The organism is Aeoliella sp., assembly GCF_965227375.1.
Lineage (GTDB): Bacteria > Planctomycetota > Planctomycetia > Pirellulales > Lacipirellulaceae > Aeoliella.
The window spans coordinates 406569-432867 of the sequence record NZ_CBDDFX010000001.1 but is presented as its reverse complement, the minus strand read 5'-3'; the positions used below and the strand labels follow the sequence as shown (position 1 = coordinate 432867).

24 protein-coding genes, 1 tRNA gene and 1 pseudogene are annotated in these 26299 nt (G+C 60.4%); 13 read left to right on the top strand and 13 right to left on the bottom strand.

Annotation, left to right across the window (positions count from 1 at the left end; all coding sequences use genetic code 11):
- The first annotated feature begins 264 nt into the window (after nt 1–264).
- Genes ACQK2L_RS01835 through ACQK2L_RS01820 form a run of 4 tightly spaced genes read left to right on the top strand, consistent with a single transcriptional unit; the run spans nt 265 to nt 5193 of the window.
- Nucleotides 265–894: a biliverdin-producing heme oxygenase gene (locus ACQK2L_RS01835; RefSeq protein ID WP_425395224.1), complete on the top strand. Its 630-nt coding sequence runs from the start codon at nt 265–267 to the stop codon at nt 892–894.
- Nucleotides 887–3133 carry an ATP-binding protein gene (locus ACQK2L_RS01830; RefSeq protein ID WP_425395223.1) on the top strand — a complete coding sequence of 749 codons (2247 nt, stop codon included), beginning with the start codon at nt 887–889 and terminating at the stop codon, nt 3131–3133. The genes ACQK2L_RS01835 and ACQK2L_RS01830 overlap by 8 nt, the downstream gene beginning before the upstream one ends.
- Entirely contained in the window at nt 3133–3519 is a 387-nt protein-coding gene (locus tag ACQK2L_RS01825) for a response regulator (RefSeq protein WP_425395222.1), read from the top strand. The genes ACQK2L_RS01830 and ACQK2L_RS01825 overlap by 1 nt, the downstream gene beginning before the upstream one ends.
- A 54-nt stretch (nt 3520–3573) precedes the next feature.
- A complete protein-coding gene (locus ACQK2L_RS01820) occupies nt 3574–5193 on the top strand; it encodes a response regulator (protein WP_425395221.1) in 1620 nt (539 codons plus the stop codon).
- Between the two features lie 69 nt (nt 5194–5262).
- Here ACQK2L_RS01820 and ACQK2L_RS01815 read toward each other — a convergent pair whose 3' ends face one another.
- The 6 genes and pseudogenes from ACQK2L_RS01815 to ACQK2L_RS01790 all read right to left on the bottom strand — a co-directional run bounded on the left by ACQK2L_RS01815 (nt 5263) and on the right by ACQK2L_RS01790 (nt 10052).
- The gene (locus ACQK2L_RS01815) at nt 5263–6654 is read right to left on the bottom strand and encodes an alanine racemase (RefSeq protein WP_425397406.1); all 1392 of its coding nucleotides are present in this window, start codon (nt 6652–6654) and stop codon (nt 5263–5265) included.
- 107 nt (nt 6655–6761) lie between these two features.
- Nucleotides 6762–7277, bottom strand: a complete 516-nt coding sequence (locus ACQK2L_RS01810) for a hypothetical protein (protein ID WP_425397438.1) — start codon at nt 7275–7277, stop codon at nt 6762–6764.
- Entirely contained in the window at nt 7274–7498 is a 225-nt protein-coding gene (locus ACQK2L_RS01805; RefSeq protein ID WP_425397437.1) for a hypothetical protein, read from the bottom strand. Before ACQK2L_RS01805 ends, ACQK2L_RS01810 begins: the two co-directional genes overlap by 4 nt.
- Before the next feature lie 409 nt (nt 7499–7907).
- Nucleotides 7908–8462 (bottom strand): annotated as a pseudogene (locus tag ACQK2L_RS01800) (FAD/NAD(P)-binding protein); the annotation flags it as partial.
- Between the two features lie 8 nt (nt 8463–8470).
- Entirely contained in the window at nt 8471–9505 is a 1035-nt protein-coding gene (gene sbnA, locus ACQK2L_RS01795) for a 2,3-diaminopropionate biosynthesis protein SbnA (RefSeq protein WP_425395220.1), read from the bottom strand.
- 465 nt (nt 9506–9970) lie between these two features.
- A tRNA-Ser gene (locus ACQK2L_RS01790) sits at nt 9971–10052 on the bottom strand.
- 305 nt (nt 10053–10357) lie between these two features.
- Here ACQK2L_RS01790 and ACQK2L_RS01785 point away from each other — a divergent pair.
- The gene (locus tag ACQK2L_RS01785) at nt 10358–10654 is read left to right on the top strand and encodes a hypothetical protein (protein ID WP_425395219.1); all 297 of its coding nucleotides are present in this window, start codon (nt 10358–10360) and stop codon (nt 10652–10654) included.
- 138 nt (nt 10655–10792) lie between these two features.
- Here ACQK2L_RS01785 and ACQK2L_RS01780 read toward each other — a convergent pair whose 3' ends face one another.
- The gene (locus ACQK2L_RS01780) at nt 10793–11410 is read right to left on the bottom strand and encodes a hypothetical protein (RefSeq protein ID WP_425395218.1); all 618 of its coding nucleotides are present in this window, start codon (nt 11408–11410) and stop codon (nt 10793–10795) included.
- Between the two features lie 287 nt (nt 11411–11697).
- Between ACQK2L_RS01780 and ACQK2L_RS01775 the strand changes: the two genes are divergently transcribed.
- Both ACQK2L_RS01775 and ACQK2L_RS01770 read left to right on the top strand, forming a co-directional pair.
- On the top strand, nt 11698–11967 hold the full coding sequence (locus ACQK2L_RS01775) for a Trm112 family protein (RefSeq protein WP_425395217.1): 270 nt from the start codon (nt 11698–11700) through the stop codon (nt 11965–11967).
- A gap of 17 nt (nt 11968–11984) precedes the next feature.
- Nucleotides 11985–12323: a histidine triad nucleotide-binding protein gene (locus tag ACQK2L_RS01770; RefSeq protein ID WP_425395216.1), complete on the top strand. Its 339-nt coding sequence runs from the start codon at nt 11985–11987 to the stop codon at nt 12321–12323.
- A 135-nt stretch (nt 12324–12458) separates the two neighbouring features.
- On the opposite strand, the gene ACQK2L_RS01765 is transcribed toward ACQK2L_RS01770, so the two are convergent.
- From ACQK2L_RS01765 to ACQK2L_RS01750, 4 genes are all read right to left on the bottom strand, one after another.
- On the bottom strand, nt 12459–12749 hold the full coding sequence (locus tag ACQK2L_RS01765; RefSeq protein WP_425395215.1) for a hypothetical protein: 291 nt from the start codon (nt 12747–12749) through the stop codon (nt 12459–12461).
- Between the two features lie 170 nt (nt 12750–12919).
- Nucleotides 12920–14377 (bottom strand): NADH:flavin oxidoreductase, encoded by a 1458-nt coding sequence (locus ACQK2L_RS01760; RefSeq protein ID WP_425395214.1) that lies wholly within the window; start codon nt 14375–14377, stop codon nt 12920–12922.
- Nucleotides 14378–14484: 107 nt separating this feature from the next.
- The gene (locus ACQK2L_RS01755) at nt 14485–15504 is read right to left on the bottom strand and encodes a lipase family protein (RefSeq protein WP_425395213.1); all 1020 of its coding nucleotides are present in this window, start codon (nt 15502–15504) and stop codon (nt 14485–14487) included.
- Between the two features lie 81 nt (nt 15505–15585).
- Nucleotides 15586–17094: a hypothetical protein gene (locus ACQK2L_RS01750; protein ID WP_425395212.1), complete on the bottom strand. Its 1509-nt coding sequence runs from the start codon at nt 17092–17094 to the stop codon at nt 15586–15588.
- Between the two features lie 128 nt (nt 17095–17222).
- On the opposite strand from ACQK2L_RS01750, the gene ACQK2L_RS01745 reads away from it, so the two are divergent.
- The 6 genes from ACQK2L_RS01745 to smc all read left to right on the top strand — a co-directional run bounded on the left by ACQK2L_RS01745 (nt 17223) and on the right by smc (nt 24760).
- Nucleotides 17223–18206, top strand: coding sequence for a DnaJ C-terminal domain-containing protein (locus ACQK2L_RS01745; RefSeq protein WP_425395211.1), 984 nt, complete (start codon nt 17223–17225; stop codon nt 18204–18206).
- Nucleotides 18200–18520: a hypothetical protein gene (locus ACQK2L_RS01740; RefSeq protein ID WP_425395210.1), complete on the top strand. Its 321-nt coding sequence runs from the start codon at nt 18200–18202 to the stop codon at nt 18518–18520. Before ACQK2L_RS01745 ends, ACQK2L_RS01740 begins: the two co-directional genes overlap by 7 nt.
- 28 nt (nt 18521–18548) lie before the next feature.
- On the top strand, nt 18549–18881 hold the full coding sequence (gene rnpA / locus ACQK2L_RS01735) for a ribonuclease P protein component (RefSeq protein ID WP_425395209.1): 333 nt from the start codon (nt 18549–18551) through the stop codon (nt 18879–18881).
- Between the two features lie 5 nt (nt 18882–18886).
- Nucleotides 18887–19123 (top strand): membrane protein insertion efficiency factor YidD, encoded by a 237-nt coding sequence (gene yidD, locus ACQK2L_RS01730; RefSeq protein ID WP_425395208.1) that lies wholly within the window; start codon nt 18887–18889, stop codon nt 19121–19123.
- A 190-nt stretch (nt 19124–19313) separates the two neighbouring features.
- Entirely contained in the window at nt 19314–21074 is a 1761-nt protein-coding gene (locus tag ACQK2L_RS01725; RefSeq protein WP_425395207.1) for a flagellar basal body P-ring protein FlgI, read from the top strand.
- An 86-nt stretch (nt 21075–21160) separates the two neighbouring features.
- Nucleotides 21161–24760: a chromosome segregation protein SMC gene (gene smc, locus ACQK2L_RS01720; protein WP_425395206.1), complete on the top strand. Its 3600-nt coding sequence runs from the start codon at nt 21161–21163 to the stop codon at nt 24758–24760.
- 289 nt (nt 24761–25049) lie between these two features.
- Here the strand turns inward: smc and ACQK2L_RS01715 are convergent, their stop codons facing one another.
- Entirely contained in the window at nt 25050–25367 is a 318-nt protein-coding gene (locus tag ACQK2L_RS01715) for a hypothetical protein (RefSeq protein ID WP_425395205.1), read from the bottom strand.
- 12 nt (nt 25368–25379) lie between these two features.
- Nucleotides 25380–26222: a succinate dehydrogenase iron-sulfur subunit gene (sdhB, locus tag ACQK2L_RS01710; protein ID WP_425395204.1), complete on the bottom strand. Its 843-nt coding sequence runs from the start codon at nt 26220–26222 to the stop codon at nt 25380–25382.
- Nucleotides 26223–26299: the final 77 nt, after the last annotated feature.

Here is a 26299-nt window from a genome sequence, read left to right as displayed (position 1 = left end):
CACCCTGTGGTAGGCCAATTCCAATCTCACGTCGCAGGATGCATTCTAGCGAAACCCCTCTTGGTTCGCAGCCACGCCCTTCCAAGTTTTTGATGCCGTGCTAGTGCTCCTCAGGAACTTCCTGCGGAAGATCCAGCCGCAAAATTGACGCGGGCGAGGCATTCGGAGAAAATTCACTGTCACTGCGGTGAGCGAGGCCAAATAGTCCCGCCGGGTGACCTAGCCAGAAGAAGTGTCCACCCCCAACTAACAAGAAACGAATTTGTGAGTAAGTCAGTCAGCTATTCCACTGAAGGTGAAGGTCAAAATACCGCGCCACACGCCATCCTCAAACATGCGACCGCGCGCGCCCACACAGAGCTGGAAGCCCGGGCTGACTGGGATATGGTCCTATCTTCGAAGGAGGCATACGCGAACCTCCTTCAACGATTGTTGTTCCTCAACGAGGCCGCCGACCAATCTCTCGATCGGTGGCTGGGAGGGTCTGTCGCTTGGTTACACGAAAGGCGCAATGCCGCGTGGATCCGGGAGGACTTGAGACATTTTAATTCTGGCCCCGCTTCACACGACAGTTGTTTCTCGACCACTGGAGCCACACTGGAGCATGTCAACTCGAGGGCTGCTGCGGTCGGAGTATTGTATGTGATGGAAGGATCATCTCTAGGCGCCATGGTCATTGCACAACGACTCAATGTCGACCTGGAACTGACAGCCACATCTGGAGCGAAGTACTTTTGTGGATACGGTCATAACACACGGAAGATATGGAAGCGTACCGTGTCGACGATCGATGCCGTTCTCTCACAGGAGCAACTCATCGACGAAGCGATTACTTCAGCGAACGAGACTTTTGACCTCCATCGAGAGTTGCTGGAGGACTGTGCTCATGCCTGACGACATCGACACAACCGACCCCTTGATCGATTGCGACAAGGAACCGATTCATATTCCTGGAACGATTCAGGACCATGGTTGCTTACTCGCTTTTGACAGCGCGAACCTTGAGTTATGCCAATGGTCACAAAATGCGGAACTGCACACCGGGATTCGGCCCACGACGGGAGCCCCGTTCGATCGCTTCTTTGGCGACAACTCCTTGATGGGTGTTCAGGAGGTAGTGGAGGGGCCCGAGTCGCTGGTTCACACTTCAAGGTTGCAACTTACAAGCACAACTAAGTTAGTATCCGCGTCGCTACATCGGGTCGGACCAATTGTGATCGTTGAGTTTGATGGTGCATCTGAGAGCAGCGACACGTTGGGCAATCTGCCGCTGGTCTTGAACTCTACCAATCAACGTCTGCAAGCGGAGAAGGACCTAAGCTCGCTCTATGGCCTCATCGCCACAGAAGTCCGTTCGTTCAGCGGGTTTGATCGTGCAATGGTGTACCGTTTCCAGCCAGATGGTCACGGTGAAGTAGTTGGAGAGTCAGTCGAAGCACAGCGCGAGTCCTTTCTCGGACTACACTATCCCGCCACCGACATACCGCAGCAGGCTCGCCGCCTTTACTGCCTTAATACAGTGAGGTCGATAGCGGACATTGAGTCGACGCCCTGTCCACTGGTGCCCGAAATCAACCCACTAACCAAGGGCTCCCTTGACCTCAGTTTTAGTCGTTACCGATCCGTCTCACCCGTACACGTTGAGTATCTGCGCAACATGGGCGTGCGGGCGTCGATGTCGATCTCCATTCTACAAGAAGGCGAACTGTGGGGGCTGATCGCATGCCACCATTACTCAGCATTGCCCATGTCAATCGAGCGGCTCGCAGCCTGTGAGATTATGGGTGTCATGGCTGGGACTTACCTGACGGCAATGGAGTTAGCAGATCACAACTGGCAGCTCGCGTCGCGACGTTCAAGCCTATCCAAATCTCTGCAGAGTATTGCTGCAGCCCGGGAGTTTGAGCAAGGCATTCGCGACGAGCTAGCCACAATGTGTGGCCTTGTCGACGCGGACGGTGTGGCCGCTTGTTGGAACGGGGGTGTCGACATACACGGCTCCACTCCGTCGCCCAAAGTTCTCCAGAGCATTGTGGAAGAACTGCAGCACACTCAATCCGACGGCATCAAGGCGACGACTAGCATTGCGGAGGTTGGATCCGAGACGAAGATGGATTCATCCCTTCACTGCGGCGCGTTAGTAGTTCCCATCGACTCGGACAAACTCAGCTCTCTTGTATTCCTGCGCAAGGAATTTGAACACGAGGTGAAATGGGCGGGAGATCCTCATGCAAAAGCCGTTGAGACCGAGGTCGGGATCAGGTTATCGCCTCGTTTGTCCTTCGAGGCGTGGCGAGAAACGGTTCGTGGCCATAGTAGAGACTGGACTCAAGTCGATCTTGCTATGGCGGAAGATCTCCGCTCAGGCCTAGCTGAACTTCTAGGACGCCGAGCCTCGGAACTCGAACGGATGAATCGTGAGCTGTCACGTTTGAATGAGGACCTGGATTCGTTTGCGTATGCGGCTTCACACGACCTGCGCGAGCCGCTGAGAGGACTCAACCAAACTGTGCACATGCTGCTTCAGCATCTTGGAGACACGCAGGACGAAGAACTTGTTCGGCGATGCGATGCACTGCGCCGTCTAACGGCCAAGCTCGATCAGCTTGTACAGGGACTTCTAAGGTTGTCACGTGCGGGTCGAGGAGACTTGTCAATAGCAGAGTTCAAACTCAGCGAGGCCGTTGAGCGGGCGGTGGAACTGAACCCCGAATTTGCTCAGAGCGGCAGCCTAGAAATCTCAGTGTCCGAACAGGAGTCAATTGTTGGTGACTTTGATTGTATTACTGAGTTGCTCTCTAATCTTATCGCCAACGGCATCAAGTACAACGACAAGCAATCAAAGAAGGTTGTGATTGGAGTGGAGACTTGCCACAAGACAGGTCCGGCTGGCCAAGGACATTCGCCTTACATCTATGTGAGAGACAATGGCGTAGGCATCGATCCCGGACAGGTAGATAGGGTGTTCGATATCTTCCGCCGGTTGCCTAATGCAGACAATTTCGGAGCAGGATCGGGAGCCGGGTTGGCTATCGTGAAGAAGATTGTGCAGCGACACGAAGGCGAAGTATGGATGGAGTCCACACCCTCCATCGGCTCGACCGTGTGGTTCTCGCTTGGTAAGGAAATGTAATGGACTCGGTAGTCGTAGTGGGCTTCGTAGAGGATTCCGATCTCGACTTCGAGATGTCTGCGCAGGCGGTAGCTACGCAACGGGAGGGAGTGCAATTGGTCAGGGCGTCAAGTATTGCCGAGGCTGACGTGTTGCTGACTACAACGGGATTGCGGGGGCTAATCGTCGATGTGAACCTGCCGGACGGTTCCGGCATAGAATTTGTCCGCCGGATCAAATCAGACGGAAGGTACGCTGACCTTCCCGTCGCCGTGTTCTCGACCTCCTTCGCCAACGCGGACCGGGAAGCAGCCCGTAAAGCTGGCGCGGTTGCTTACAGCGAGAAGCCCTTCGATACCGAAACGTTTGTCCGGCGCGTACTGAGTTTGATTGATCGGATCGTCTGAACCTAACGCCTTGAATTGGTAACCGCTTACAGTTTGTCAAGGAGATTAGAGATCGTGCGTCGTGTTCTGCTTATTGACGACAGTCCTGAAGATCGAGAGATGATTGTGCAGGCGCTTCGTTCAGACCGAGAGACCCGGCACGATATCACCGAGGCTGCCTCCGCGCAGGAAGGCTTATCGCTGCTTCATGGAGATTACGCCTTTGACTTAATCGTGCTCGACTACCGACTGCCGGACATGGAGGCGCCTGAGTTCATTCAGAGATTCTTGGGGAACGACCGTGTCCCTAAACTGCCGATCCTTGTACTGACAGGCAGCTTAGAGGGAGGGCTTCCAATTCAGGGCGCGATGAGGAGCGGAGTACAGGAGTTTCTTTCCAAGAGCCAAGTGTCGCCCGCACTGCTTTCGCGGCTCACAGCCAATGCGATCGAACGCCATAAGTTAGTCCGCAGGCTCGACGCGAGTGAGAAGGCAGCGAGTTCAGCACGCCAGAGGGAAGAGACAGCTAGGCGTGCGGCGGAGGAAGCGAGGTCCGCAGCGGAGCGTGCCGACCGCGCTAAGACGCAGTTCTTAGCTCTCATAAGCCACGAACTGCGGACACCTCTGACTGCCATCGTCGGCTTCGCCGATATCCTGAAGGACGATCCAACCAACAAAGACGCCTCGCACATGCTCTCGATGATGGCCGATAGTGGCAACCATCTCGCTGAGTTGCTCAACGACTTAATCGACATGGCCAAGGTAGAAGCCGGCAGTATTGACGTGGAGCCGGCGTCCTTCGATCCGGTCGCGCTGCTGAAGTCTACTTGCGAACTGATGTCCATGAGGGCAGCGGAGAAGGGACTTCGACTGGAATCCAATATCGATGAATCACTTCCTGATCTTGTTTGGAGCGACCCGGTGCGGCTGAGGCAGATTGTCATCAATCTGCTCGGCAACGCCATTAAGTTTACATCGCAGGGAGTAGTCAGCATCGTGGCAAGACCTTCCGACACTGCCAACCAGTTGGAGATCCGCGTCGCCGATACTGGGCCTGGTGTGCCTGAGGACGTCCGCGACACGCTCTTCACACCGTTCGTGCAAGGGGGGAAAGGAGGCGGCTCCAGACGCGAAGGAATTGGTCTGGGCCTCGCAATCAGCAAACGGCTAGCCCAATTGATGGGAGGCGACCTGCTCCTCGAGTCGACTTCTACCGAAGGAACCGTCTTTCGACTGGAACTGAGCTTTCCTGCAGCAACAGCTACCGGCGGTCCACCCCCGGGCTTCGCGCCAAACGAAGTTGTCTCGAATGACGGGCCACCAGACCTGACTGGACGAAGGCTGCTGGTCGCCGAAGACACCCGTGCCAACCAATTCTTAATTCGCAAGCTGCTCGAACCGACTTCTGCGGAGGTCATTCTAGTTGAGAACGGATTGGACGCTGTGCGTGCAGTGAGCGACGGAGAAACTCCTGCTCTCGTGCTCATGGATATGCTCATGCCAAGGATGGATGGCTACGAGGCGGCCCTGGAGCTGAGGAAGCACCGCTATTTCGGCCCAGTGGTGGCATTGACCGCCGCGACAACCGCGAGCGACCATGATCGATGCCGGAAGTCGGGCTGTGACGAAGTGCTCACAAAACCGATCGACACAAGTGAATTCTATCAGACATTGCGACGGCTCTTAAACGCTTAGGCCATAGTCCGTGAGGCTACTGAGAAGCGGTCTCCCAACCGGTGTCGACGCTGGAGATGATTACGGTCGCTACCGTATCTCGTTGGACCCTGCGCTTTCGATAGCATCCAACTTGGGTTCTGCGGCTGGCCCTTGCCATACCAGGTTCCGTGCGAGGGGGAACTGATGCGAACGGCACTCATAAAAGTGCATGAAGTAACCGGCCGTGTTTGGGAAGATTAGCAAGTCCCCCGGCGCAACACCGAGAGGAAAGCGAAGTCGTCGCTTGAGAATTGCGTCGGTTTCCGTACAGTAAGCGCCCAGCAGGTAACCTCGGTTCACCTCATCTGCACCGGGGCGTTCGCCTGGTTTCGGAATGAGCAGCGGATCGACCAGAAAATCTTCACTCCCTGTTCGACATTGAGTGCCGTTCATCGCGAGTCCTATGAGCCACTCCTCGCCCACCTTCTTCCGGTGTACCACCTGAGCAATGGTGCAGCCACAACCATCGAGCAAGGCTCGCCCCGGCTCGCAGCGGAGCGTCAGGCCGCGCTGAGCGATGGCGCTAGCAATGGTGTGGCCGTTGCCGGCGTCCGCATTCAGTATTGATGCGAGCCAGTTGTCGAGCCGCTGGGTTTGATGGAAGGGGTAGCAGGCTGGTGTCCCGTGCAGCCGTCCCTCGCCGCTCACCAACCCTAGTCCGTGCCCTCGGAAGGTATGTGGCTCATTACCTCCGGCAAGCGCTGCGCGGTGCGTTTCCCAGAAAACTCTCCACTGCGCTTCGAACTCCAAATAAGACATTGGAAATCCACCACCAATATCGACGTGCTCGATCGGGCATTCGATGCCGCGCAAGCTGTCGACGAGGCGCAGTACCTGAGCTAGCGCATCGACCCGATCATAGGCACCATAGCCTTCCAGGTGAAAATGCAACCCTTCCACACGTAGTGCACCGTTTGCACGATGGAGCAAGCGTGAAACCCTATTCTCGACCTGCTTCAGTGGGAAGCCAAAACGCGAAGGCCACGGCACGTTCCGAAGTGAGAATCCTCCGACGCGTATCGCTATCGCAGCGGTGGTGCGAGCCGCTTGTGCAACCTCGGTCAGTAGTTCCGCCTCGTCGTCATTATCGACAACGATGGTAACGCCATGCCTTACGCAATCCCCAAGAAGATCTGGTTGCTTAATCGCCGCTGTACACACCATTTTTCCAGGGTTAATGCCACTAGAAAGTGTCTGACGAAGTTCCACTTCACTCGCCGTATCTACTCCCAGATCTAACTCTTGGCACGCTTCAACAAAGCACAAGCACTTATTCGCCTTGCGAGCAAAGTAGACTTCGAGCGGCAATCCTAAGCCATTTGCGGTGGAGGTCAGACGTTGCCCCGATTCTCGAAACGGCACCGGTGAGACCAGGTTTAACGGCGACCCGTAGCGTTCTACCCATTGAAACAGGCGAGGATCGGCCGCCGCCTCGACCATCCAAGGGGCGAGCCGCGCCGTTAATGGGGTTTCTCCGCAACACCCGGACCTTAGACGAGAAATGGTATCATCCGCGCAGGCAAGGTGATTGTGGGGCAAGTTGCTATTCAAGGTAGTCTATCCCAGGCGTATCGTGCCTTAAGTTCTGCTATCCAGTTATCCGGCTCCTGGTGGAGTTGCCGGTTTAAGGTGTCGTGGCCAATGATCAATCCTTCCGTCGCTCGCCCGAGGACATACAGGCCTTCTAGCGGTTGGTGGTCACCGCTAAGTAACTGGCCCGCTTCAGTTGTAACGAGGCTATCTTCAGTCCTACTATAAAGGGGATTGATCGCCGCGAGCATCTCATCGCACAGTTCACTTCTGGCTGTCTGGCTGCCACTGGGTAACACGGCGTCGATTAAGCAATCTACAGGTTGCGAGCGCCCTTGAGTTTCGATGGCTAAACCCTTATTTCGTCGAACCTTGCTAGCTTTTCCCCAGAATTCAGTGCATAGCACCCCGGCGTCGACTAACGCCAGCAGCTTGCCCATGTTTTCCGCCGGCGGGCCGAACGCGATTCGTTCCAGTTCCGCCGATATCACTTTGAAATCAGGAAACGTAGGAGTCCAATGATGATGGCTCATCTTCGCGACAATCGCAGGATAAAGCCTTCGCCAAACCTCGCCCAATGCCCATCCTGCGTCGAGTCGACGTCGTCCGACTGCTGTTTGGTAGGCCTCGGAAAGACGCAATCGCCACTGGGCTGGAGTGACGGGAGCGGACCATCGTGAGTACCATCGTCGAGTCGTACCATCAGCGATCCGTTCTCGGCCACTAGACACAGCATACGACCGCAATAGAGCATCGGAGGTTTCGCAGACAAGACTGAGAAATGATTCGCTTGTAAGGTCCCGGAGCTTATTTAAGTTCTCAACGGCGCATTCGAGAATTGAAGCCGTAGTTGGTATAACCTCTTCGGAGTCGAACTTCGGTTTCGGAAGCATCAATCTGCCGGTGCGTGAGTAGGGAACAATCACGCGCGGCTCGTTTCCCCCGGGTTGATATCGGTAGTGGTAATCCTCCGTAAGTTCATACGTCCCACCTCGCCCAACCGTCAGCGCCAGGCAGGCGTCGATGAATGTCAACGATTGCCCGCGGACACCCACGCGGCTGTTCGGTGGTACGCGTCGAGTTGAGAGATTTCGTTGGATTGGGAACACCTTTGACTGCCCCTGCGATCCTTCGCAGCGCCAACGGGAACCGTGCCCTACGGTCACAACGCACACTTCTACCCACTGTTCTCCACTCTTCGATGAGACGAGCCAGCCATTTCCGGCACGAACAATTCTCTGAACCGGCTCTCGACGGCAGTGGCAGGCTGCCAGGTCATCGATCTGTTTTTTGGCAGTGAGAAAACGACTGTACAAGTACTTGCCAACTAAGTGTCTCGCAGGATAGTCGCCTGCCCCGAGTTGGACGCCAACATTGGTTGCAACCCACTTGCGGAAACTCTCCATTCCTCGCTCACCCCATCGCGGACTACCCAACGCTTCATCAACCCGCCCCGCAGCGTAGTTCATAAGCAAGTATTCTGGGTCGCGAGGGTCATAGACCGCCCCTGCGCCGGGGTACTCAGCAGGATCGTAGATATGAATGCTAAGGGGCGGTGCCTCGCCAGATCGAAGCCAACCGATCAGCAATTCGAGGCAGTGCAGTCCACGCGGGCCCAAACCAATGATTGCAATAGGGAGCGTTGTTTTGGAGTCACGATCGGAGCAGTGAACCGTCGACGCTTGCCCAACTACTTCCGTCGGCTCTGTATGTGTCATTAGTACCATCAGGCAACTGCCTCCCGGGTCCCACAGGACCATGCAGCAGCTTCTGACTCCTCGAGAGCGTGGCTGCCCAGAGTTGCTTCCACCCAGTGGTCGTCATAAACAGTGTCAAGATACCGCATTCCTGAATCGTGAAGAACGACGACCACCTCACCGTATAGATTCGTCGCCAGCTTTGCTACGGCTTCAACCACTCCCCCACCTGACGCTCCAGCAAGCACCGCTTCATGTTTTGCTAGGCGCCGGCATCCACGCACGCAGTCAACCTCGGACACCCTTACTACGCGGCACGGGCTTACACTACGTGAAAGTGGCGGTTCCCGGCTTGCTCCCATCCCAGGAAAGAGCCGTTCGCCTTGTACCCCACCGAAAAGTACGCTTCCAACCGCGTCCACCGCAACGATTTGAGTGCGTCGATGACGCTCAGAGAAATAATGCTGGCAGCCGGACAATGTGCCCGTACTGCTAGTCGCGACGAAAAGCCAGTCGACTTCACCGGCAAGCGCGTCATCGATTTCACGTGCGGTAGTTTCCGCGTGTGCCGCTCTGTTCAACGCGTTAGCGTACTGATTGGGCCAGTATGAATTTTCTGTCTGTTCCAACAGTTGGCAAACCCGTCGGATCCGAGCCGCCAAATAGTCTCCGTCTGGTGGTTTGTTGACGATCTGCACTTCCCCTCCGAAAGCGCGGATGATTGCCAAATTCATCGGCTGTGCTTTCTCATCCACGACGCAGATGAATCGCAGGTTGTGGTAACGACAGACTTGCGCAAGCCCGACACCCAAGTTTCCGGACGACGATTCGATAACGACGCCACCTGGACGCAGCACACCCTGCTGCAACGCATCCTCCACCATTCGCTTAGCGGGTCGGTCTTTTGCGCTCCCACCCGGATTGAGCGCCTCGAGCTTGGCGTGGAGGCGAAATGGACAGCCTTCGTATAGTCGACTGAGGCGCACCAGTGGCGTACCGCCAATCGCTCCCAGTATCCCATCGGATTCCACCAGCCCATTTGTTGTCGCTAACGGTTGATACATTCTGGTATGTCTGCATCCTTAACTGCTGTTGAGTGATTCTTTCTATTCCGCGAATCAACGATCTAGTCCGCCGATGCAAATGGCGTGCCTCGCTCTTTATGCTCTCACAGCGGTGAACAATAGAGACACTTCTCGTACATCAGTTGGCTGTCTGTTGGGCTAACTTTGGCTCCCGATCAGTCAGGCTGCGCGGGCAGCGACCAACTTCGTGAACTTGTATATTGGCAATCCACGCAGGGCACTTGGTTGCCGAACAGATGGACCGCTAGCTTGCGAAGAGGGACAGATGCTTTCGCAGCGCCTGGCGCAGCGCGCAGGGTGCTTACGGATGCATCCGAGTGCAACGGCATGCAAGATACTGACGGCAAGGTAGGTGCGCGAGGGCAGCGAGACCCAACGTCGCAAGTCCAGAGCGGACAAGAGTTAACGCAGCGCGGTGCGAGTCGGTGCGATGCGGTGCAAAAGCGGAGGGCAAGGGACTCGAACCCTCAACCCCTTGCGGGGCAACTGATTTCGAATCAGTCTGCTAGCCATTCGCATACCCTCCAGGGCGGGACTCGCCGGATACCGCTTGCGGACTGGCGAAGCCCTCTAGATCAGCAAGTTTACCGGCCTCTCGAGGTCGAGGCAAGCGCGGCCGGTGGGCTGTAAAACCGGCAATTCCCGCAGCAAACCACTTCGACCGCGCCGGATGTGCCGGCCGTGCGCGGCACGATGAATCTACCGGATTACCGAATGACTCGCCTCACGGCAGGCAGGTTCGCTGTCGCTTAGCTTGCTAGCAACTCATGGCCGATAGATGGTTTATCCGACCTCTCCCTCCCGTCCCCCTCCCGTAAGAGCCACCCCCGCATGGAACCTACGATCCGCATCGTCACCCGCGGCAGCAATGGTGAAATCCGCTCGAAAGACTACACGCACACCGAATCGGTGCTGAAGATGCATACGCAGATCGGCATCGACGACTGCAGCACCGACCTGGCGCTGCGCGGCATGCCGGTATTCCGCGGGCTGATTGGCCCCATGCCCGAAGCCAAAGGCATCGTGCGTTACGAGTCGCCCGAGGTGTTCGAGACGCTCACCAAAGAGTGGAGCGCCTCGGCCACGCCGAAGAATCGTCGCCGACGCCGACGCACTGCCAGCGAGTAGTTTAGAACGAAAACTGGGGTGGCTGGGGACGAGCTCTGCGAGCCCCCAGGACCTTTAGCACTGGGCGCTCGTTGCACTCGTCCCCAGCCACCCCGATGAAGTAACACCGAATTGACTGGCTTAGCTAGTCTGACTGCGCTAGCGGTAGCGACCCGGCGTGGTAGGCGAAACCCAACGGGTCGGACTACGGGGCGGATCGCCAGTCATCTGGGTGCCGCCGATCGTTGTCGGTCGGCTGGCGATGGCCGTGGCGGGCTGCGTGCCGAGTGTGGTGCTCGCAGGCGTGTTGAGTGCCACTTTGTGCGTGGTCTCCTGGGGAACCGCTTTGTAGGTCACGACCGGCGAGGAAACCGTCCGCGTGCCAGCAACCCACTGCGTGCTGGTGACCGGCACCTGCACCGTGGTGGGACGATTCTCCCAACGCGTGTGCGGCTCGAGCTGATGGGTCCAGTACGGCTGTATGAAGGGATTCAAAATCCCCCGTCGCCGCGACACCCAACGGTACTCGGTGACCGGCGTCAGGTAGTTCTGCTGGTACGCCTGATAGGTCGTGGAAGTTTGTGGCGTGTAGACCTGCTCCTGGCGGGTCTGGTACTCGGTGGTCGGCACCATCTGCTGGGTGACCGTCTTCGTCTCCTGCCAGGTAACGCCGGCATCGTCGACGTAGGTCCTTTGGGAGGTCTCGCCGCTAGCCGTGGCAGCCAGCGTGGCAAGACAAAGCGAAGTGAGAGCGACTGTTCTGTTCCGAAAGCTCATGGCCCGATTTCCCTCCGTGGATATCGAGTTGTAGGGAGAAGCACCTCTTGGCCCGCGCGTGGCTGTTCCGTCGGCCGGAGCGCGAGCGATACGCATCAATCTGAGTATCGGTCCTGTGGGTAGTCGCTCATTAGCCGCACCTGGGTCGGAATGCCACCAAAACGGCCGAGAATCTGGCAAATCGTTGGCTCCTTTGAGGTTACCGACCATGCAGGCGGCTTGCGATTTTTTGGCCAATCGATCAGCCTATTCGGTACGCTGTCACCGCAATCCCCAACGCCGCTAGCATGACACACGACCTGCCCCTTCCGCTGCTTCGCTGCCCCGTGTCGGGTGGGGAGTTGGAATGGCTCGCCGACGATCGGCTCGCGCGGCTGCAGCAGGCGGTCGAAGCCTCCGAGGTGGTCGATCGCGACGGCGACCTGGTGACCGACGTGCCGGAGGCCGCGCTGTTGTGCGAGACCTCGGGCCTCGTGTACCCGGTGCTCGGCGGCATCCCCGCCCTGGTGCCCGGCGCGGCGATCGACGTCGACCAGTTCACTGCCCCCAGTCCCTAACGCTTCGGCCTACTGCCATGTCCACCATCTTCAAGAAGATCATCGACAAAGAGATCCCCGCCAATATTGTGTACGAGGACGACCAATGCCTGGCGTTCCACGACGTCGCCCCGCAAGCGCCCACACACGTGTTGGTGATCCCCAAAAAGGAGATCGCTTCGATCGACGACTTGGCCGACGACGACGAGGCGCTGGTAGGTCACATGTGGATGGTGATTCGCAATCTGGCCAAGGAGCTTGGCCTCGGCGACGGCTACCGCGTCGTCGTCAACTGCGGCCGCGACGGCGGCCAATCGGTCGACCACCTGCACTTTCACATTCTGGGCGGACGGAGTATGACGTGGCCACCGGGGTAGAATGACGAAATACCCAATGACGAAAGCCCAAACTTGCGAGCCCAATAGCCGGTGAGCTACGCCTCGCCGGAACCGGAGTTTGGTAGACCATTCTGCCGTCGCTTGTTCCTCACGCAAAGACGCGAAGGCGCGAACTCAGCTGACTATAGTCACAATCCCGCCGAGCGGTTTGCCTTCGCGCAATACCAAGTAGCCTTTGCGCATGCCGAGGTACCGCCGAACATGGAATTCGAATGGCCAAATCTGGTCGCCCGGCAGCATCCGCGATTTCAAGGCCTGCCAATCGTCCTCCAAGTGGCTGCCGTTAAACTGACGATCCAACACCTCCGCACGAATCGATCTGCGGAACCACCGAAAACGCGGAATTCCTTTGCGGGCGGCGATGCTCCAAAAGTCGCGGTCACTGATTGGTGAGTTGGAATCCATGGCGAAGTTTACCACGTTCCGCCGCAGCTGATTTCTCACGCAAAGGCGCAAAGACGCCAAGTTTGGATTCAGAACACTAATTCACGCGAATCAGATTTAGTGATGATTAGTGCAGATTAGTGTTCTTAACCTCTTTGCGCCTTTGCGTAAGATAAATAAACGCTACGAAGCTACCCCTTCTTGATTTCCCCCTTAATCTCCACCAACTGCTTGTACTCCGGCATCGCTTTGTAGTGGGGATCGAGTGGGTAGCAGCCAGAGACCAGGCCGTTTCTCGGCGCGGTGGTGCAGTCGCTGAAGGTGCGGCAGATTTTCTTGTTCGCCAGGGGCTTGCCGGCCAGGACGTCGGCAGGCATGTCGGGGTAGCTGAGCACCATGCGGCCCAGGCCCACGAAGTCGGTCTTGCCTTCGCGCACGGCCGCCTGGCCGACGTTGGGCAGCCACTGCTGCAGGTAGGTGTAGCCCGAGCCAACCACCACCGATTTGGGGCTCGCGGCCTTGAGCTTGGCGGTGATCGCAATCTGCCGCGCGACGCCGACCAGCGGATCCTCGGGCGGCGAGTAACCGTCCGACGGCGGGAACAGCGCGGGACGCTGGTAGTGGGGATTGTAGTAAGGGCTGCCGACCGAGATGCACACCAGCGGCACGTCCAGTTCTTCGAGCAGTTTGAGAAACGCAATCGGCTCGGCCAGATTGACGTCGAGCCCGGTGCCGTCGCCACCGAACGCGTGATGGTACTTTCCATCGCCTTCGAACTGCGGCACGCCGGCGCCGTCGTCGCCCGGCTTAAACGGGGGCCAGTCGACCGCGCTGACGCGGACCGACATGATCAGCTCGGGCCGCTTGGCGCGGAGTCGCGTGACCAGTTCGCGCAGGAATCGCGTGCGATTCTCGAAACTGCCTCCAAACGGGCCGGGGCGGTCGAACGCGCTGAGGAACTCGTGTCCCAGGTAGCCGTGGCAATGCTTCAGGTCGACGAAGTCGTAGCCCATGTCCGCGGCGATCACGCCGACTTCGACGAACCGCTCGATGAGCGTCTCGATCTCCTCGTCGGTCATCACGTGTAGCGTGTTCTCCATGCCGAACTTCTTGTCGAGCACCGGGTGGCGGTACAGCACCTGGGGCTCGAGCCGCTTCTTGTCGTTCGGTCGGGCGAAGCGTCCCGAGTGCGTGAGTTGCAGCCCGACCAACAGGTCGTCGGTCGAACCGCACTGCTCGGCGTGGGTGTCGACCAGCAGCGTACGCAGGTCGGCGATGCCCTGAGCGCTGTCGTCGTTCATCCACACCTGGTTGGGATTGGCGCGACCTTCGTGCTGCACGGCCACCGCTTCGCCGCCCCAGATGAGCTTTGCACCGCTGAGGCCAAAGTTGCGCCATCGCCGCCGCGTGAGATCGGAAGGCGAGCCGTCGAGTTCGCCGTCCCAGCCTTCCATCGGCAAGATACAGAACCGGTTGCCGATCGTGCGCCCCGCTACTTCGAGCGACGCACCGAGTGGCGAATCAGCGCCCGACTCCAACTCGGCATCGAACGGCATCTCGACGCCCAGAGAGGTAAGATGAGCTTGAAAGTCTTCGGCGGTTCGGAGTTTGGCGACGCGGGGATAGTTCTTGGCAGTCGAATCAGACATAAAGTTGAGTTGCTTTCATGAGTCTTGGTTTCTAGCTGTGTGTGACGTGTGGCAGGTGGCAAATGGCGAACGACACGAGCGCGCGTTCGCCATTTGCCATCTGTCACCTATCCCTGCTTTGGCGCCTTGGCCGTGTGGTCCTTGGCCTGCTTGTGATCCACGAAGTGCGGGTACGGGACCGAACTGGCGCGGCGTTGCTGGCGGAGTTCGGCCAGGTTCTCGCGATCGTGCACAGGCTCCTCCTGCTCGATGGCTCGCCAGATGCCTTCGATGTAACCGACCAGGTTGTGGTCGGAGAAGTGGTCGATGCGAAAACGCGTGAGGCCTTTCACAAAGCCTCGCACGCGGTCGCGAAAACGCCACCAACCGTGCAGGTTGCGAACCTGACCGCGATTGTCGAGGTAGATTTCTTTGCCTGCGTGGCGATAACCCATCCAACGAGGCGGCACGCGCGGCACGATGTCGTTGTTGTTCACCCAGCGGTAGTAGTCCATGCGGACGTAGTTCACGTAGCGATGGTCGCCCACTCGCGGCGCGCCATAAGTAAACAAGCCCGAAGGATTCGAGGGAATATGCGACAGCTTGCAGCGTCCCGCACAAATGGCGGCCATCGCCCCGCCCAGCGAGTGCCCGGCGAACCATAGCGGCCGTTCGTTGCTCAACAGAGCCTGTTCCAACCGGGGCCAGAGGTCGTCCACTTCGCGTTTGAACCCGCGATGTACATGGCCCACGGTCTCGGCCACGGCCGAAACCGCGTCGAGGTCGGCCTGGATGTCGTTCCACTCGTGAGGCTCGGTCCCGCGGCACACCACGATCGCATCGTGTTCGCTGCCGAACACGTAGGCTTGGGCGCCGTCGCGATCGTAGTATCGCACGTCGTCGAGACCCATCTCGTTGGCGAACACGCCCGCCTCGCCGCGCGACATGTAGGAGATGTACGACAGTTCGGCGAACAACAGCGACTGCCGCAGCAGGCTCATTTCGGCGATGGGCCCGGTGACGATCGAACGCAGCGTGAACGTGTTCGCGTCGTCCCGTTCGGCGTCATCCCGTTTGGATTCATCGCTTGCCATGCCTGTCGCACCCTCACCCCAATCGAACCACACCATGCCCGCGACCATTCCCATGGCCGCCAGAAGGCTTGATTTTAGCTGCTGGAACTAGGGTTCTCAACCACAACGAGGCGTTCCGATGGGGCGAGATAGAAGCTACTGGGCGCTGGCCTTGCCGAGCAAGTCGCGATAAAACTCGCGGGCGGTGGCCAGTTGCTCGGCGGTACAGGATAACGACTGGCCGATGCGCGGCTCTAGCTGGTCGAGCCACGCCAGGAAGAACTCCACCGACGCCCGGCTGATCCGCGGGCCGGCGGGCGACTCGACGTAGTACGGAGCGGTGAGGGCGAACTGGCGGATGTCGGCATTGTTGGTCTTGGCTCGCACTGCAAACCAGCCGCTGGTGTCGAACGAAACCGGCGGCAGCTTGCCCCCTTTCGACGCCCAATCCGACAGGCGGACCTCGACGTCGACCTCGCCGTTCTTGAGAATCTCCAGGTACTCGACCGTCTGGCGGCTGGCCATGTTCAGCGCGATCTGGAAGTCCAAGGTTTCGCCATTGTCGAGCCGGAACTTGGTGCCCGGCGGCTCGCCGCTCACACTCGGCCGAAGCAGCGGGCCATTGGTCACGACGACCGCACCGCGATCGACTGCATCCCACCACGCAGTGGGAGTGAAAGCGTTCGTCAGATAGGCGTAGGTGCAGTTGGTGCCCAGCGGGCTTTCGTTCGCACCAGAGCCGCTTCCCGCGAGCGGCGACAGCTCGATGCCACAGTTCACCGTGTGGAAGTAGATGTCCTCGCTCCACCGCACGAGACCCGTCTTGCCGGGATAGAGACTCTTATCCCACGGGCGGCCATTCGGATCTTTGCCGACGACGCGTTTCAGCTCGCTTTGCCGCGTAAGCAGACACACCCCGTCGAGTTCGCCACTGGCCACCCACAGGGGATACTCCCAAGCGGTGGGCGACGCGGCTACGACATGCAATCCAGCAGCGCGGGCTTGCTGAATGACTTCGAGCGACGTGACGCCTGGCTTCAGTTCCAGCGGCGCGGCTTCGAGCGGCTGGTCGCTGATTAGCAGCAGCGTTCCGCCGGCCAGTTCCACTCGCGCAGTGTAGGGCCCCAGCGTGCGGCCGGCGGCGAATGGATCGTTGCCATCCACTGCTTCCAGCATGAATTTGTTCGGCTTCGCCCACTTCTGGCCATCGAATGTCCAGGCGGTGCTGGGGGCGTAGTGGACTCCTTCGGTGGCGGCGACGATCGGCAGGTCGCGACTTAGTCGCTGCGAGTCGAGGTCGCCCGCATACCAACCCTCGTCCGCCAGATTCGCAAACCGCCGCATCTCGACGCTCTTCTCGTCGTCGGCGTAGCGGTCGATGGTAAAATTGCCGGTTTGGGTGCGGAACTCCGGCCCGGCATCCATCGTAAACAAATAGTCGCCCCGCCGCAGACCGAGCGTGGCGGTGCCCGACAGATAGAAGTGAGTGCCCAACTCGGCCGCGCCCACGCGTTTCAGTCGCACCGGGCGGCCGCGGGAATTGGATAATTCCACCCGCACCGGTACCGGCTGATGCGTCTTGCTATCGACCGCCTGTAGGCGCAGCTCGCCGTCGGCGGCCCAAACCGCGGCCGGAGCCAGCAGAATCGACGCAAACAGAACCATCCGCCTAATTGCTGCATAGTACATCATGCCTCAAGTCTAGCACGCGGCCGCGACTGGGCTCGGGCGTTCTACAAAACCGCAGCAAACCGGTTAGAATTAGGAGTCCCCAACCCACCCCCCTCTCCGTCATGCCACAGTCCACCACTATGCCAACTGATCCGTATAAGACCCTGGGCGTCGATCGTAAGGCGTCGCACGAGGAGATCAGCAAGGCGTATCGCGAGCTGGCTCGCAAATACCATCCCGACCTGAATCCGGATGACGAGCAGGCCAAAAAGAGTTTTCAGGAAGTGCAGTCGGCGTTCGACGTGCTGGGCGATGAAAAGAAGCGGAAGATGTACGACCGCTACGGCGCCGGGTTCGAGTCGATGGGTGGCGGCGCAGGAGGACCTCGTCCGCAAGGTTGGCCCGGCGGTGGCGCAGGTGGCAATGTCGAGTTCGACCTGAACGATCTGTTCGGCGCGGGCGGCGCTGCCAGTGGCGCGGGCGGCGGCGGCTTCGCCGACCTGTTCAAGCACTTTGGCGGCGGGCGCGGCGGCACGCAAGCTCCCCCTCGCGAGCAGCAACGCGGCGCGGATCTGGAATATGAGCTCACCGTTCCGTTCAACACGGCGGTCAAAGGTGGCGAGGCTTCCGTGTCGCTTCGCCGTGGCAGCGGCAAGAACGAAACCATCTCGGTGAAGATTCCCGCCGGCATCGACGACGGCAAGAAGATCCGACTCAAGGGCCAGGGCGAAGAAAGCCACTATGGCGGTCCACCCGGCGATATTCTGATCACGGTGCGCGTGGCGGGGCATCCCTGCTTCGCGCGCGACGGAAAGCGGCTCGACATGGTCGTGCCGATCACACTCGCCGAAGCGATCGAAGGTGCAAAGATCGACGTGCCGACGCCGCACGGCACCGTAGCGGTAACCATTCCGCCCGGCACGTCGAGCGGCAAGAAACTGCGACTACGCGGCCAAGGGGTAAAACCAGCCAGTGGCGATCCGGGCGACCTGTATGCCGAGGTGCAGATTGTGCTGCCAGACAATCTGACCGACGAGCAGAAGAGCGAATTGGTCTCGCTGGCGAAGCACGACACGCGGAACCCCCGCTCTGATCTACGATGGTGAACCTGCTCGCTCAAATTCCAATCCTACTGGCCGACGAAGCCAAACAAACCGCCCTGGAGCGACTCGACCCCGAGCGGCGGGCCGCGGTGGTGCTAGCGCTCGTGGGGCTGTCGCTGTTGGGCGTGCTGCTCGTGGTGATTGTCCTCTTGGGCGGCCGCTGGGCGCGGCAACGCCGACCGCTGCGCGGTACCCGGGCGGGCGCAAATTCGGATGTCACCCTCGACACGTACCCTCGGCCCAAAGTCCGCGACGGCGAGTTCCGTAGCGGCGAGACCATTATCAACCGCCCGGGCGACCAAGACACCAAAGCGTGAACGCGCGAGATGGGCGAAAGCACTCCCATTGTCACACACCTTCCCCAAGACGCACCGCCTGCTTAGCTCGGCTGAGTTCGATCGGGTGTTTGCTGCGCGGAAGAGTCGGGCGGACCAGCGGTTGGTGGTGTACTCTCTGCCCAACGGCCTGAAGCATCCGCGGTTGGGCCTGGTGGTGTCGCGCAAGGTTGGCAATGCGGCCGTGCGGAATCGCTGGAAGCGGCTATTGCGCGAAGCGTTTCGCCTGGCGCAGCACGATCTGCCGGCGGTGGACATCGTCTGCCTGCCGCGGCCCAAACACACGCCGACGCTCGAGTCGCTGCGCGAGTCGCTCGAAAAACTCACCCGCCGCAAGCGCTGATGGCCATGAAACTACTGCGACTGCTAGCACGCGTGCCCGAGTTCGTCCTGGTGACGCTGGTCCGCGGTTACCAGTTGGGCATCAGTCCGCTGATCGGCCACCACTGTCGCTTTAAGCCCTCGTGCAGCCAGTATTACATCCTGGCGGTAAAGAAGTACGGTGCAATTCGTGGCAGCTGGCGCGGGATCAAACGGATCGCCCGCTGCCATCCTTGGAACCCCGGCGGGTACGATCCGCCTTAGAGTTGCGGCCGGTGCTAGCAGCGACAGTGACTGCTGGGCAAACATCGCCTTGACCCCCTCGTTGGGTGTAGCTACTCTCCGCACGCCAGAATTTAACTGGGGCTGGGTTTGCGCGCAGGAAGCGCGGCAACCTGGTCCCCAACACACAACGCCAGTGCGGGCGAAACAGTCGCCCGATGGAGCTCCCAGCATGACGCGACGAGCCAGCTTATCGTATCGATCTTCCTTTGTGCGCAGCCTCTCGTTGTGCATGGCGCTCGTGGTGTTGAGCACCACGGTGGGCTGCATGAGCTTGATCTCGCTGCCCGGTATGCCGGGTCGGAAGAAAAGCAATGACGAGCATACGCTCGAGGAGTTAGCCGACGACACGCCCGACTTGATTGCGAAGTTCACGCACCCGTACGGGATGGACTACGTGAAGGTCGAATCGATCTCGATTGTTACTGGCCTGGCAGGCAACGGCGAGGATCCACCTCCTACTCCGCAACGTGCCGCGATAATGGCAGAGCTGAATCGCCAGCAAGTACCCAATCCCGAGAAGTTCCTCGCCTCGCCCGACACCGCCCTGGTGCTGATTCGCGGCCTGCTGCGACCTGGCATTCAGGAAGGCGACCGCTTCGACGTCGAAGTACGTGTACCAACGCGTAGCGACGCCACGAGTCTTCGCGGTGGTTGGCTGCTGTCCGCTAGGCTCACCGAGTTGGCCGTGCTAGGCGGACAGATTCGTCAGGGTCACGTACTGGGTGTGGCCGAAGGCGCCATCCTGGTCGACCCGAGTGCTACCGAGGAAGACGGAACCTATACCACGCGTGGCCGCATCCTCGGCGGAGCTGTCGCCACCAAGTCGCGTCCCATGGGCCTGGTGATCGACGATCGCTACAAGTCGGTGCACCTCTCGGCGGAGATTGCCAAGAGCGTGAACGATCGTTTCCACATGCGAATCGACGGCCACAAGCGTGGCGTGGCCAACGCCAAGAACGACGAGCTGATCGAAGTTGCCTTGCATCCGCGTTACAAGGACAACGTGGGCCGGTACATGCGGGTGCTGCAGAGCATCTCGGTGGCCGAAACAGCCCGCGCCCAGCAAGAGCGTGTCAAGCTTTTGCGCGAGCAAATCAACAATCCCCTCACCGCCGCAGCGGCCGCGCTGCAGCTCGAAGCGATTGGCGACCAGCAGGCGCAGGAGATCCTGCTCGCCGCTACCCAATCGCCCGACACGGAAGTTCGCTTCTACGCCGCCGAGTCGCTCGCTTACCTGGACGACACGTCGGCCGTGGAAGTGCTGGCGCAGGTCGCTCGCGACGAACCAGCCTTCCGTGTGAACGCCATGGCCGCGCTGAGCGCGATGGACGACCTGACCGCGTTCGACGCCCTGCACGGGCTGCTGTCGGTGGCCAGTGCCGAGACCCGCTACGGCGCGTTTCGCTCGCTGTGGGCGATGAACCCGCACGATCCGCTGATCGCCGGTGAAGACATGAACGGCAACTTCACGCTGCACCAACTGAGCGTCGAAGGCCCACCGATGATCCACCTCACCAACAGCCACCGGCCCGAGATCGTGCTGTTTGGCAAGCAACCGCCGCTGAAGTTGCCGCTGATGGTCGACGCGGGAACCGGCATCCTGATTAACGGAATGCAAGGCAACGAGCTGGTGGTGAGCCGCTTCAACACCGGCACCGAGGCCGATCGCCGCACGGTTGCGGCGGAAGTCGACGAACTGATTCGCGCCATTGTGGAACTGGGAGGCAACTACCCCGACGTGGTGCAAGCCTTGCAGGAAGCCAACAAGCAAGGCGCGCTACTCTCGCGAATGCGTGTCGACGCGTTGCCGCAATCGGGGCGCATGTACGACCGCAGCGAAAGTGCCTCGGCGACCGAATCGGAAGAAGAGGAAAGCTCGTTCGACCTGGCGACGCCGCTGCCCGATTTGTTTGGACGCAAGTCGCGATAGGACACCTCCACCCCGACAGCGAGTTCGCCAGCCGATAGTGATTTTCGCAGTGCTCGCCACCCGACCCTCGATCCGTCCGCCCTACGATGCTCAAAGCGCTCGAACTTGCCGGCTTCAAGAGCTTCGCGGATAAGACGCGCTTCGAGTTCCACGATGGGGTGACCGTCGTGGTGGGCCCCAACGGGTCTGGCAAGTCGAACGTGGTCGACGCCATCAAGTGGGTGCTCGGCACGCAGAGCGCCAAGTCGCTCCGCGGTTCGGAGATGACCGACGTCATCTTCAACGGCTCCGGATCACGCGGCGCGCTGAACGCCGCGGAAGTGTCGCTGGTGCTCGACAACTCCGACGGCAAATACGGCGGCGAGTCGCACGGCCGCGAAGTGGCGATCACCCGCCGAGTCTACCGCAGCGGCGAAGGCGAGTACCTGATCAACGGCGCAGCCTGCCGACTGCGCGACATCCGCGATTTGCTCGCTGGCACCGGCATCGGCACCGAGGCCTACAGCATTATCGAGCAAGGCAAGGTCGACGGCCTCTTGCAAGCCTCGCCACGCGACCGTCGGGCGATCTTCGAAGAGGCGGCCGGCATCAGCCGCTTCCGCGCCAAACGCCAGGACGCCGCCCGCCGCCTGGCCCGCGTCGAACAGAACCTGCTCCGCCTGTCCGACATCGTCGACGAAGTCGAAAGTCGCTTGCGAAGCGTCCGCATGCAGGCGGGCAAGGCGCAGCGGTACCGCGAGGGCGTCAAGCGGCTCAAGGAGCTGCGAACCGAGATCGGCATCGCCGATTGGTTTCGCTTGACCCAACGAATCGACAACGTGGCGGGCGAGTTGGCAAACTTTGCCGACGAAGACAACCAGCGCCGCGAGTGGATGGAGTCGGCCGAACAGGAGCTGCCCGAGCTGGAGCAAGCCGTGTCGGCCGCGCAGGAGGAGTGCGAGAAGGTCGAAAAGCAGATCGCCGGCATCCGCGAGCAGGTGGTCAGCAGCCAAGCGACGATCGACGGCCTCACCGGGCGTGAGGAAGACCTCGCCGCGAACATCACGGCCCTCGAACAACAATGGCAGGCGGCCTCCGCGCCGCAACCCGAGAAGTCGGACGACAACGACTCGGTCGCCGCGCGACTCGAAGCAGCCCGCAGCGAGTACGACGCGCACTCGCGCAACCTGGCCGACGCCAGCGAGAAGCTCTCACACCACACCACGCTTGCCGAGCGGCTGGCGGCACAGGTAGACGAGCTTGCCAGACGACTGGCGACCACCGATAACCGCCTGGACCTGATGCGCGAGAAGCTCACTTCGCTCGGTGATCGCCGCGCGGCGAGCCAGGCGGAGCTCGATTCCGCCCAGCAGCAACTCGCACCGCTGGAGCGGCAACTCGATTCGCTCGAGCATTCGGTGTCCGACACCAAGCAGCAGTTCGCCGAGGCCGAGACACACTGCACCGCGTGCGAAGAGCGGCTCGAGTCGGCCCGCAAGGAACTGAGTCAAAACGAAGAACGTCTGGCCGAGGTCCGCCGCGAGTGCCAACAGGCGCAGACCGACCTGACGGCCGGGCTGCATCGTATCGAGCTGATTGGCGAACTCGACCGCCAGCAGCAGCACACTAACGAAGAGGTGCAGCGGTTCGTCACGCAGTCGCTCGGCGCCAAGCCGGTGGTGGTGGCCGACATCTTGCATGTCGACGTCGACACCGCACCGATCATCGAGGCCGCGCTGGGCGTACTGGCCGAGTACGTCGTGGTTCCGTCGACCGAAAAGCTGCTGGGGCACGCCGACCAGATACCTTCCGACGCCCGTCTGATGCGTCTTGACTGCCGCACTCCGATCGCGGCCATCGACCAGGTCGACCTGTCCGGCGAGCGCGGCGTGTGGGGCCGGGCCGATCAGTTTGTCGACAGCGAAGCGGTATACCAACCGCTCGTGCGGCGGCTGCTCGGCCGCACGTGGGTGGTCGACACATTGGCCACTGCTCATCGCCTGGCTCATCACACCGGTCACGGGCTGCACTTCGTCACCGCCGACGGCGACGTGCTGGGCGCCGAAGGCACGCTGGTTACTGGCCGCCGCGATCAGGCCCGGGCGTCGCTCACACGCCGGCACAACTTGGACGAACTCCGCCAGCAAGTCGCCGCACTCGAGCCGGTCGCCAAGAAACTGGCCGACGAGCAAGATAACCTGGAACAAGCGTGTCAGCGGTACCGAACCGAGGTTGCCACGGCGCTCGACCGCGATCGACAAGCGCGGGAACAGCTCTCGCAACTACGAGAACAAATGGCTTCGGCCTGCACCGCCGAGAACGTCGCCGGGCAGCGGATCGGTGAGCTTCGTTCGCAAACGGAAAAGCTCACCGCGGCCATCGCACAGCTCACTGCAGACGACAACGCGACGCGCACGGCCATCGCCACGCTCGAGTCGCAACGCGCCAGTCTGGCCAGCAGCTGCGGCGAACTCCGCCAGCAGCACACCGAAGTCAGCGCCGAACAGTCACACCAGCGAGAAACAGTAGCCCGCCTGGAAGTCGAAACCGCCAAGCTGCAACAGCAGATCGACTTGCTGGAAGAAGCCGCGGTGCCGTCGTCGGGCGGGCCGTCGGCGGTTGAGTTGCGCAAACAGCTCGAGCAGCAGCGCGAAGCCCTCCGCGAGCGGCTTGCCAAACTGCACGAGCAGCGCGGCGAGGCGGAAGCCAAACTGGCCGACCTCAAAACCACGCTCGAGGAGCAAACCCCGCTTCGCGAAGCGTGCCTCGCGAAGCGCAAAGAAGCCCAAGCCCAGCGCGACGCCCTGCAGCAACGACTGTCCGCCGCGCGTCGGCACGTGGACGAGACGCAGTCGCGGCGCTCTCAGCTCGAAGTGACGCTCGCCAAACTCGAACATCAGCGACAGTCGCTCGTCGACCGTTTGAGCGAAGACTATGAGATCGACCTGCCGGAGGTGGCGGCCACGGCGCCGCAGGAACAGCCGGAGATCGACCGCAAGCAGGTGGAACAAGAGATCAACCAGATTCGCGACAGCCTGCATCGCATCGGCGCGGTGAATGTCGACGCCTTGGAGGAACTCGAAGAGATCGAGTCGCGTTTCGAAGCCATCTCGGCCCAGTACAACGACTTGTCGCAGGCCAAGACGAGCCTCGAGAAGTTGATGACCAAGCTGAATACCGAGAGCCGGCAGATGTTCCTCTCGACGGTCGACACCGTACGAGGGCACTTCCAGGAGTTGTTCCGACGATTGTTCGGAGGCGGCGAGGCCGATTTGATTCTCGAAGAGTACGAAAGCGAAGACGCCCTGGACTGCGGCGTCGAAATCCGCGCCTGCCCGCCGGGCAAGGACACGCGAACCATCTCGCTCCTCTCGGGTGGTGAGAAGACAATGACCTGCGTGGCGCTACTCTTGGCCATGTTCCGCAGCAAGCCCAGCCCGTTTTGCGTGCTCGACGAAGTTGACGCCGCGCTCGACGAAGCGAACATCGGCCGCTTCACGGGCGTGCTCTCCGACTTCTTGTCGAGCACCCAGTTCGTTGTGATCACTCACTCCAAGAAGACCATGACCGGCGCCAACACGCTGTACGGCGTGACCATGCAAGAGTCGGGCATCTCGAAGCAGGTGTCGGTGCGATTCGACGACGTGACCGACGATGGGTTTATCAAGCCCAGCGCGATGGCCAACAGCGCGAAGAAGGCGGCTTAAGCGAACAGTCTCGGTGTTCGGTGCCACTGCTGGTTTATCGCGACTTGTGCAGGTACAACCTGTCGAACGCCAGTGAATCTGTTTCGTCGCCGTACGATCGAAGCGAGCCAGCAGTGCCCTTAGGGGTCTTAGTTACGCGGCGGGGGTGAAGGTGCCGAGAACACTGCTGGCTATCGACAACTTGGCGGAGAGTCGCAAAGCGGTTGCCTAGTTCCAAACCACTTCGCGTGGCGAGTGGCGATAAACCAGCAGTGGCACCCAAGAATGGGCGCACTTCGAACTGGTGGCTTTACTCCTCGACCTGCTCTTCCGCTTCGACCCGCCCCTCAACCGATTGTTCGAGCACCGAAGTCGGCAGGCCGATGGGGGTCATGTCCGAGCAGCAACCTCCGGTGGAGCAGGAGCCGGTGGTGCAGGTCTCGCCGCTGCAGCAAGCGGGGAGCGACTCCCGGACTGAGGAGAGCCAGTCCGGTGCGGCGGCGACCAGCAGGTTGCCTGCCATTACGCCTAAGAGCCCGATGCCAATCAAGTTACGTAGGGCCCGCATGCCGCTCGACATGCCATCGGTAGTGGGAGTGGGCTCGGGAGTCGTGGGTTCGTCGTTCATCGATTGTACGCTCTAACGATCGAAGATCTTCTTAAAGGTGTGCACCGTGGCCTGGCGTCCTGCACGCGCGATCGAAGTTGTGAGCGGGATTTCCTTCGGGCAGACCGCCACGCAGTTCTGGGCGTTACCGCAAACCTGAATGCCGCCGGGGCCGGTGAGTGCGTCGAGTCGCTCATCGGCGATCATCGCACCAGTGGCGTGGCGGTTGAACAGCATCGCCTGACTAATGGGCGCGGCGCCGAGAAACTCGGTCGCTTCGGCTTCCGCCTGGCGAGCCTCGTGATCCTCGATCGACTCGTTGGGTCGCTGGTCGACTTCCACCTTGGCGTATTGCGGGCATGCTTCCACGCAGCAGCCGCAGGTCATGCACTCCGAGAGCGGATAGCGCTCTTCCTGCGATTCCTGCGACTCCTTCGGGCCGGCGCCGCGGTCGTAGTAGTCGTCGACCGGCACCCAAGCTTGCACCCGCTCCAAGGCGCGGAACATTCGCCCGCGGTCGACCACCAGGTCGCGTACCACGGGGAACTTGGTCATTGGCTGCAGTTCGATCTCGCCATCGTGCTCCTCGAGCAACCGGTCGACCAGTGCCGAGCACGACTGCCGCACGCGGCCGTTGATCACCATGGTGCACGCACCACAGACTTCTTCCAGGCAGTTGCAGTCCCAGGCCACCGGCGTGGTCGCCTGGCCTTCGGCCGTGCGTGCCATGGCGGCGATCTTCTGCAGAACGCTGATCACGTTGAGGTTCGGCTCGTACGGGATGCGAAACGTCTCCCAACGACTCGGCTCGCCGGGGGCGGCTTGCCGAAGAATTCGCACGTCGAACGACTCCCGCTTGGAGGAACTTGCGGTCATATCTCTTGGAATTCCGTTAAACTACTGGCGGACATTCATATTCTAGGTTGTCGGCCGGCATCGGCCAACTCGAGTAG

Bases quoted from the DNA above. Each gene is read 5' to 3' on its own strand.
- ACQK2L_RS01760 (WP_425395214.1), bottom strand. From the start codon at position 14,377: ATGTCTGATTCGACTGCCAAGAACTATCCCCGCGTCGCCAAACTCCGA.
- smc (WP_425395206.1), top strand. From the start codon at position 21,161: ATGCTCAAAGCGCTCGAACTTGCCGGCTTCAAGAGCTTCGCGGATAAG.
- ACQK2L_RS01805 (WP_425397437.1), bottom strand. From the start codon at position 7,498: ATGCTCTATTGCGGTCGTATGCTGTGTCTAGTGGCCGAGAACGGATCG.
- sdhB (WP_425395204.1), bottom strand. From the start codon at position 26,222: ATGACCGCAAGTTCCTCCAAGCGGGAGTCGTTCGACGTGCGAATTCTT.
- ACQK2L_RS01770 (WP_425395216.1), top strand. From the start codon at position 11,985: ATGTCCACCATCTTCAAGAAGATCATCGACAAAGAGATCCCCGCCAAT.
- ACQK2L_RS01830 (WP_425395223.1), top strand. From the start codon at position 887: ATGCCTGACGACATCGACACAACCGACCCCTTGATCGATTGCGACAAG.
- ACQK2L_RS01825 (WP_425395222.1), top strand. From the start codon at position 3,133: ATGGACTCGGTAGTCGTAGTGGGCTTCGTAGAGGATTCCGATCTCGAC.
- ACQK2L_RS01745 (WP_425395211.1), top strand. From the start codon at position 17,223: ATGCCACAGTCCACCACTATGCCAACTGATCCGTATAAGACCCTGGGC.
- ACQK2L_RS01740 (WP_425395210.1), top strand. From the start codon at position 18,200: ATGGTGAACCTGCTCGCTCAAATTCCAATCCTACTGGCCGACGAAGCC.
- ACQK2L_RS01755 (WP_425395213.1), bottom strand. From the start codon at position 15,504: ATGGGAATGGTCGCGGGCATGGTGTGGTTCGATTGGGGTGAGGGTGCG.
- sbnA (WP_425395220.1), bottom strand. From the start codon at position 9,505: ATGTATCAACCGTTAGCGACAACAAATGGGCTGGTGGAATCCGATGGG.
- ACQK2L_RS01750 (WP_425395212.1), bottom strand. From the start codon at position 17,094: ATGGTTCTGTTTGCGTCGATTCTGCTGGCTCCGGCCGCGGTTTGGGCC.
- ACQK2L_RS01715 (WP_425395205.1), bottom strand. From the start codon at position 25,367: ATGAACGACGAACCCACGACTCCCGAGCCCACTCCCACTACCGATGGC.
- ACQK2L_RS01765 (WP_425395215.1), bottom strand. From the start codon at position 12,749: ATGGATTCCAACTCACCAATCAGTGACCGCGACTTTTGGAGCATCGCC.
- ACQK2L_RS01785 (WP_425395219.1), top strand. From the start codon at position 10,358: ATGGAACCTACGATCCGCATCGTCACCCGCGGCAGCAATGGTGAAATC.
- ACQK2L_RS01725 (WP_425395207.1), top strand. From the start codon at position 19,314: ATGACGCGACGAGCCAGCTTATCGTATCGATCTTCCTTTGTGCGCAGC.
- ACQK2L_RS01815 (WP_425397406.1), bottom strand. From the start codon at position 6,654: ATGGTCGAGGCGGCGGCCGATCCTCGCCTGTTTCAATGGGTAGAACGC.
- yidD (WP_425395208.1), top strand. From the start codon at position 18,887: ATGAAACTACTGCGACTGCTAGCACGCGTGCCCGAGTTCGTCCTGGTG.
- ACQK2L_RS01780 (WP_425395218.1), bottom strand. From the start codon at position 11,410: ATGAGCTTTCGGAACAGAACAGTCGCTCTCACTTCGCTTTGTCTTGCC.
- ACQK2L_RS01775 (WP_425395217.1), top strand. From the start codon at position 11,698: ATGACACACGACCTGCCCCTTCCGCTGCTTCGCTGCCCCGTGTCGGGT.
- ACQK2L_RS01810 (WP_425397438.1), bottom strand. From the start codon at position 7,277: ATGAGCCATCATCATTGGACTCCTACGTTTCCTGATTTCAAAGTGATA.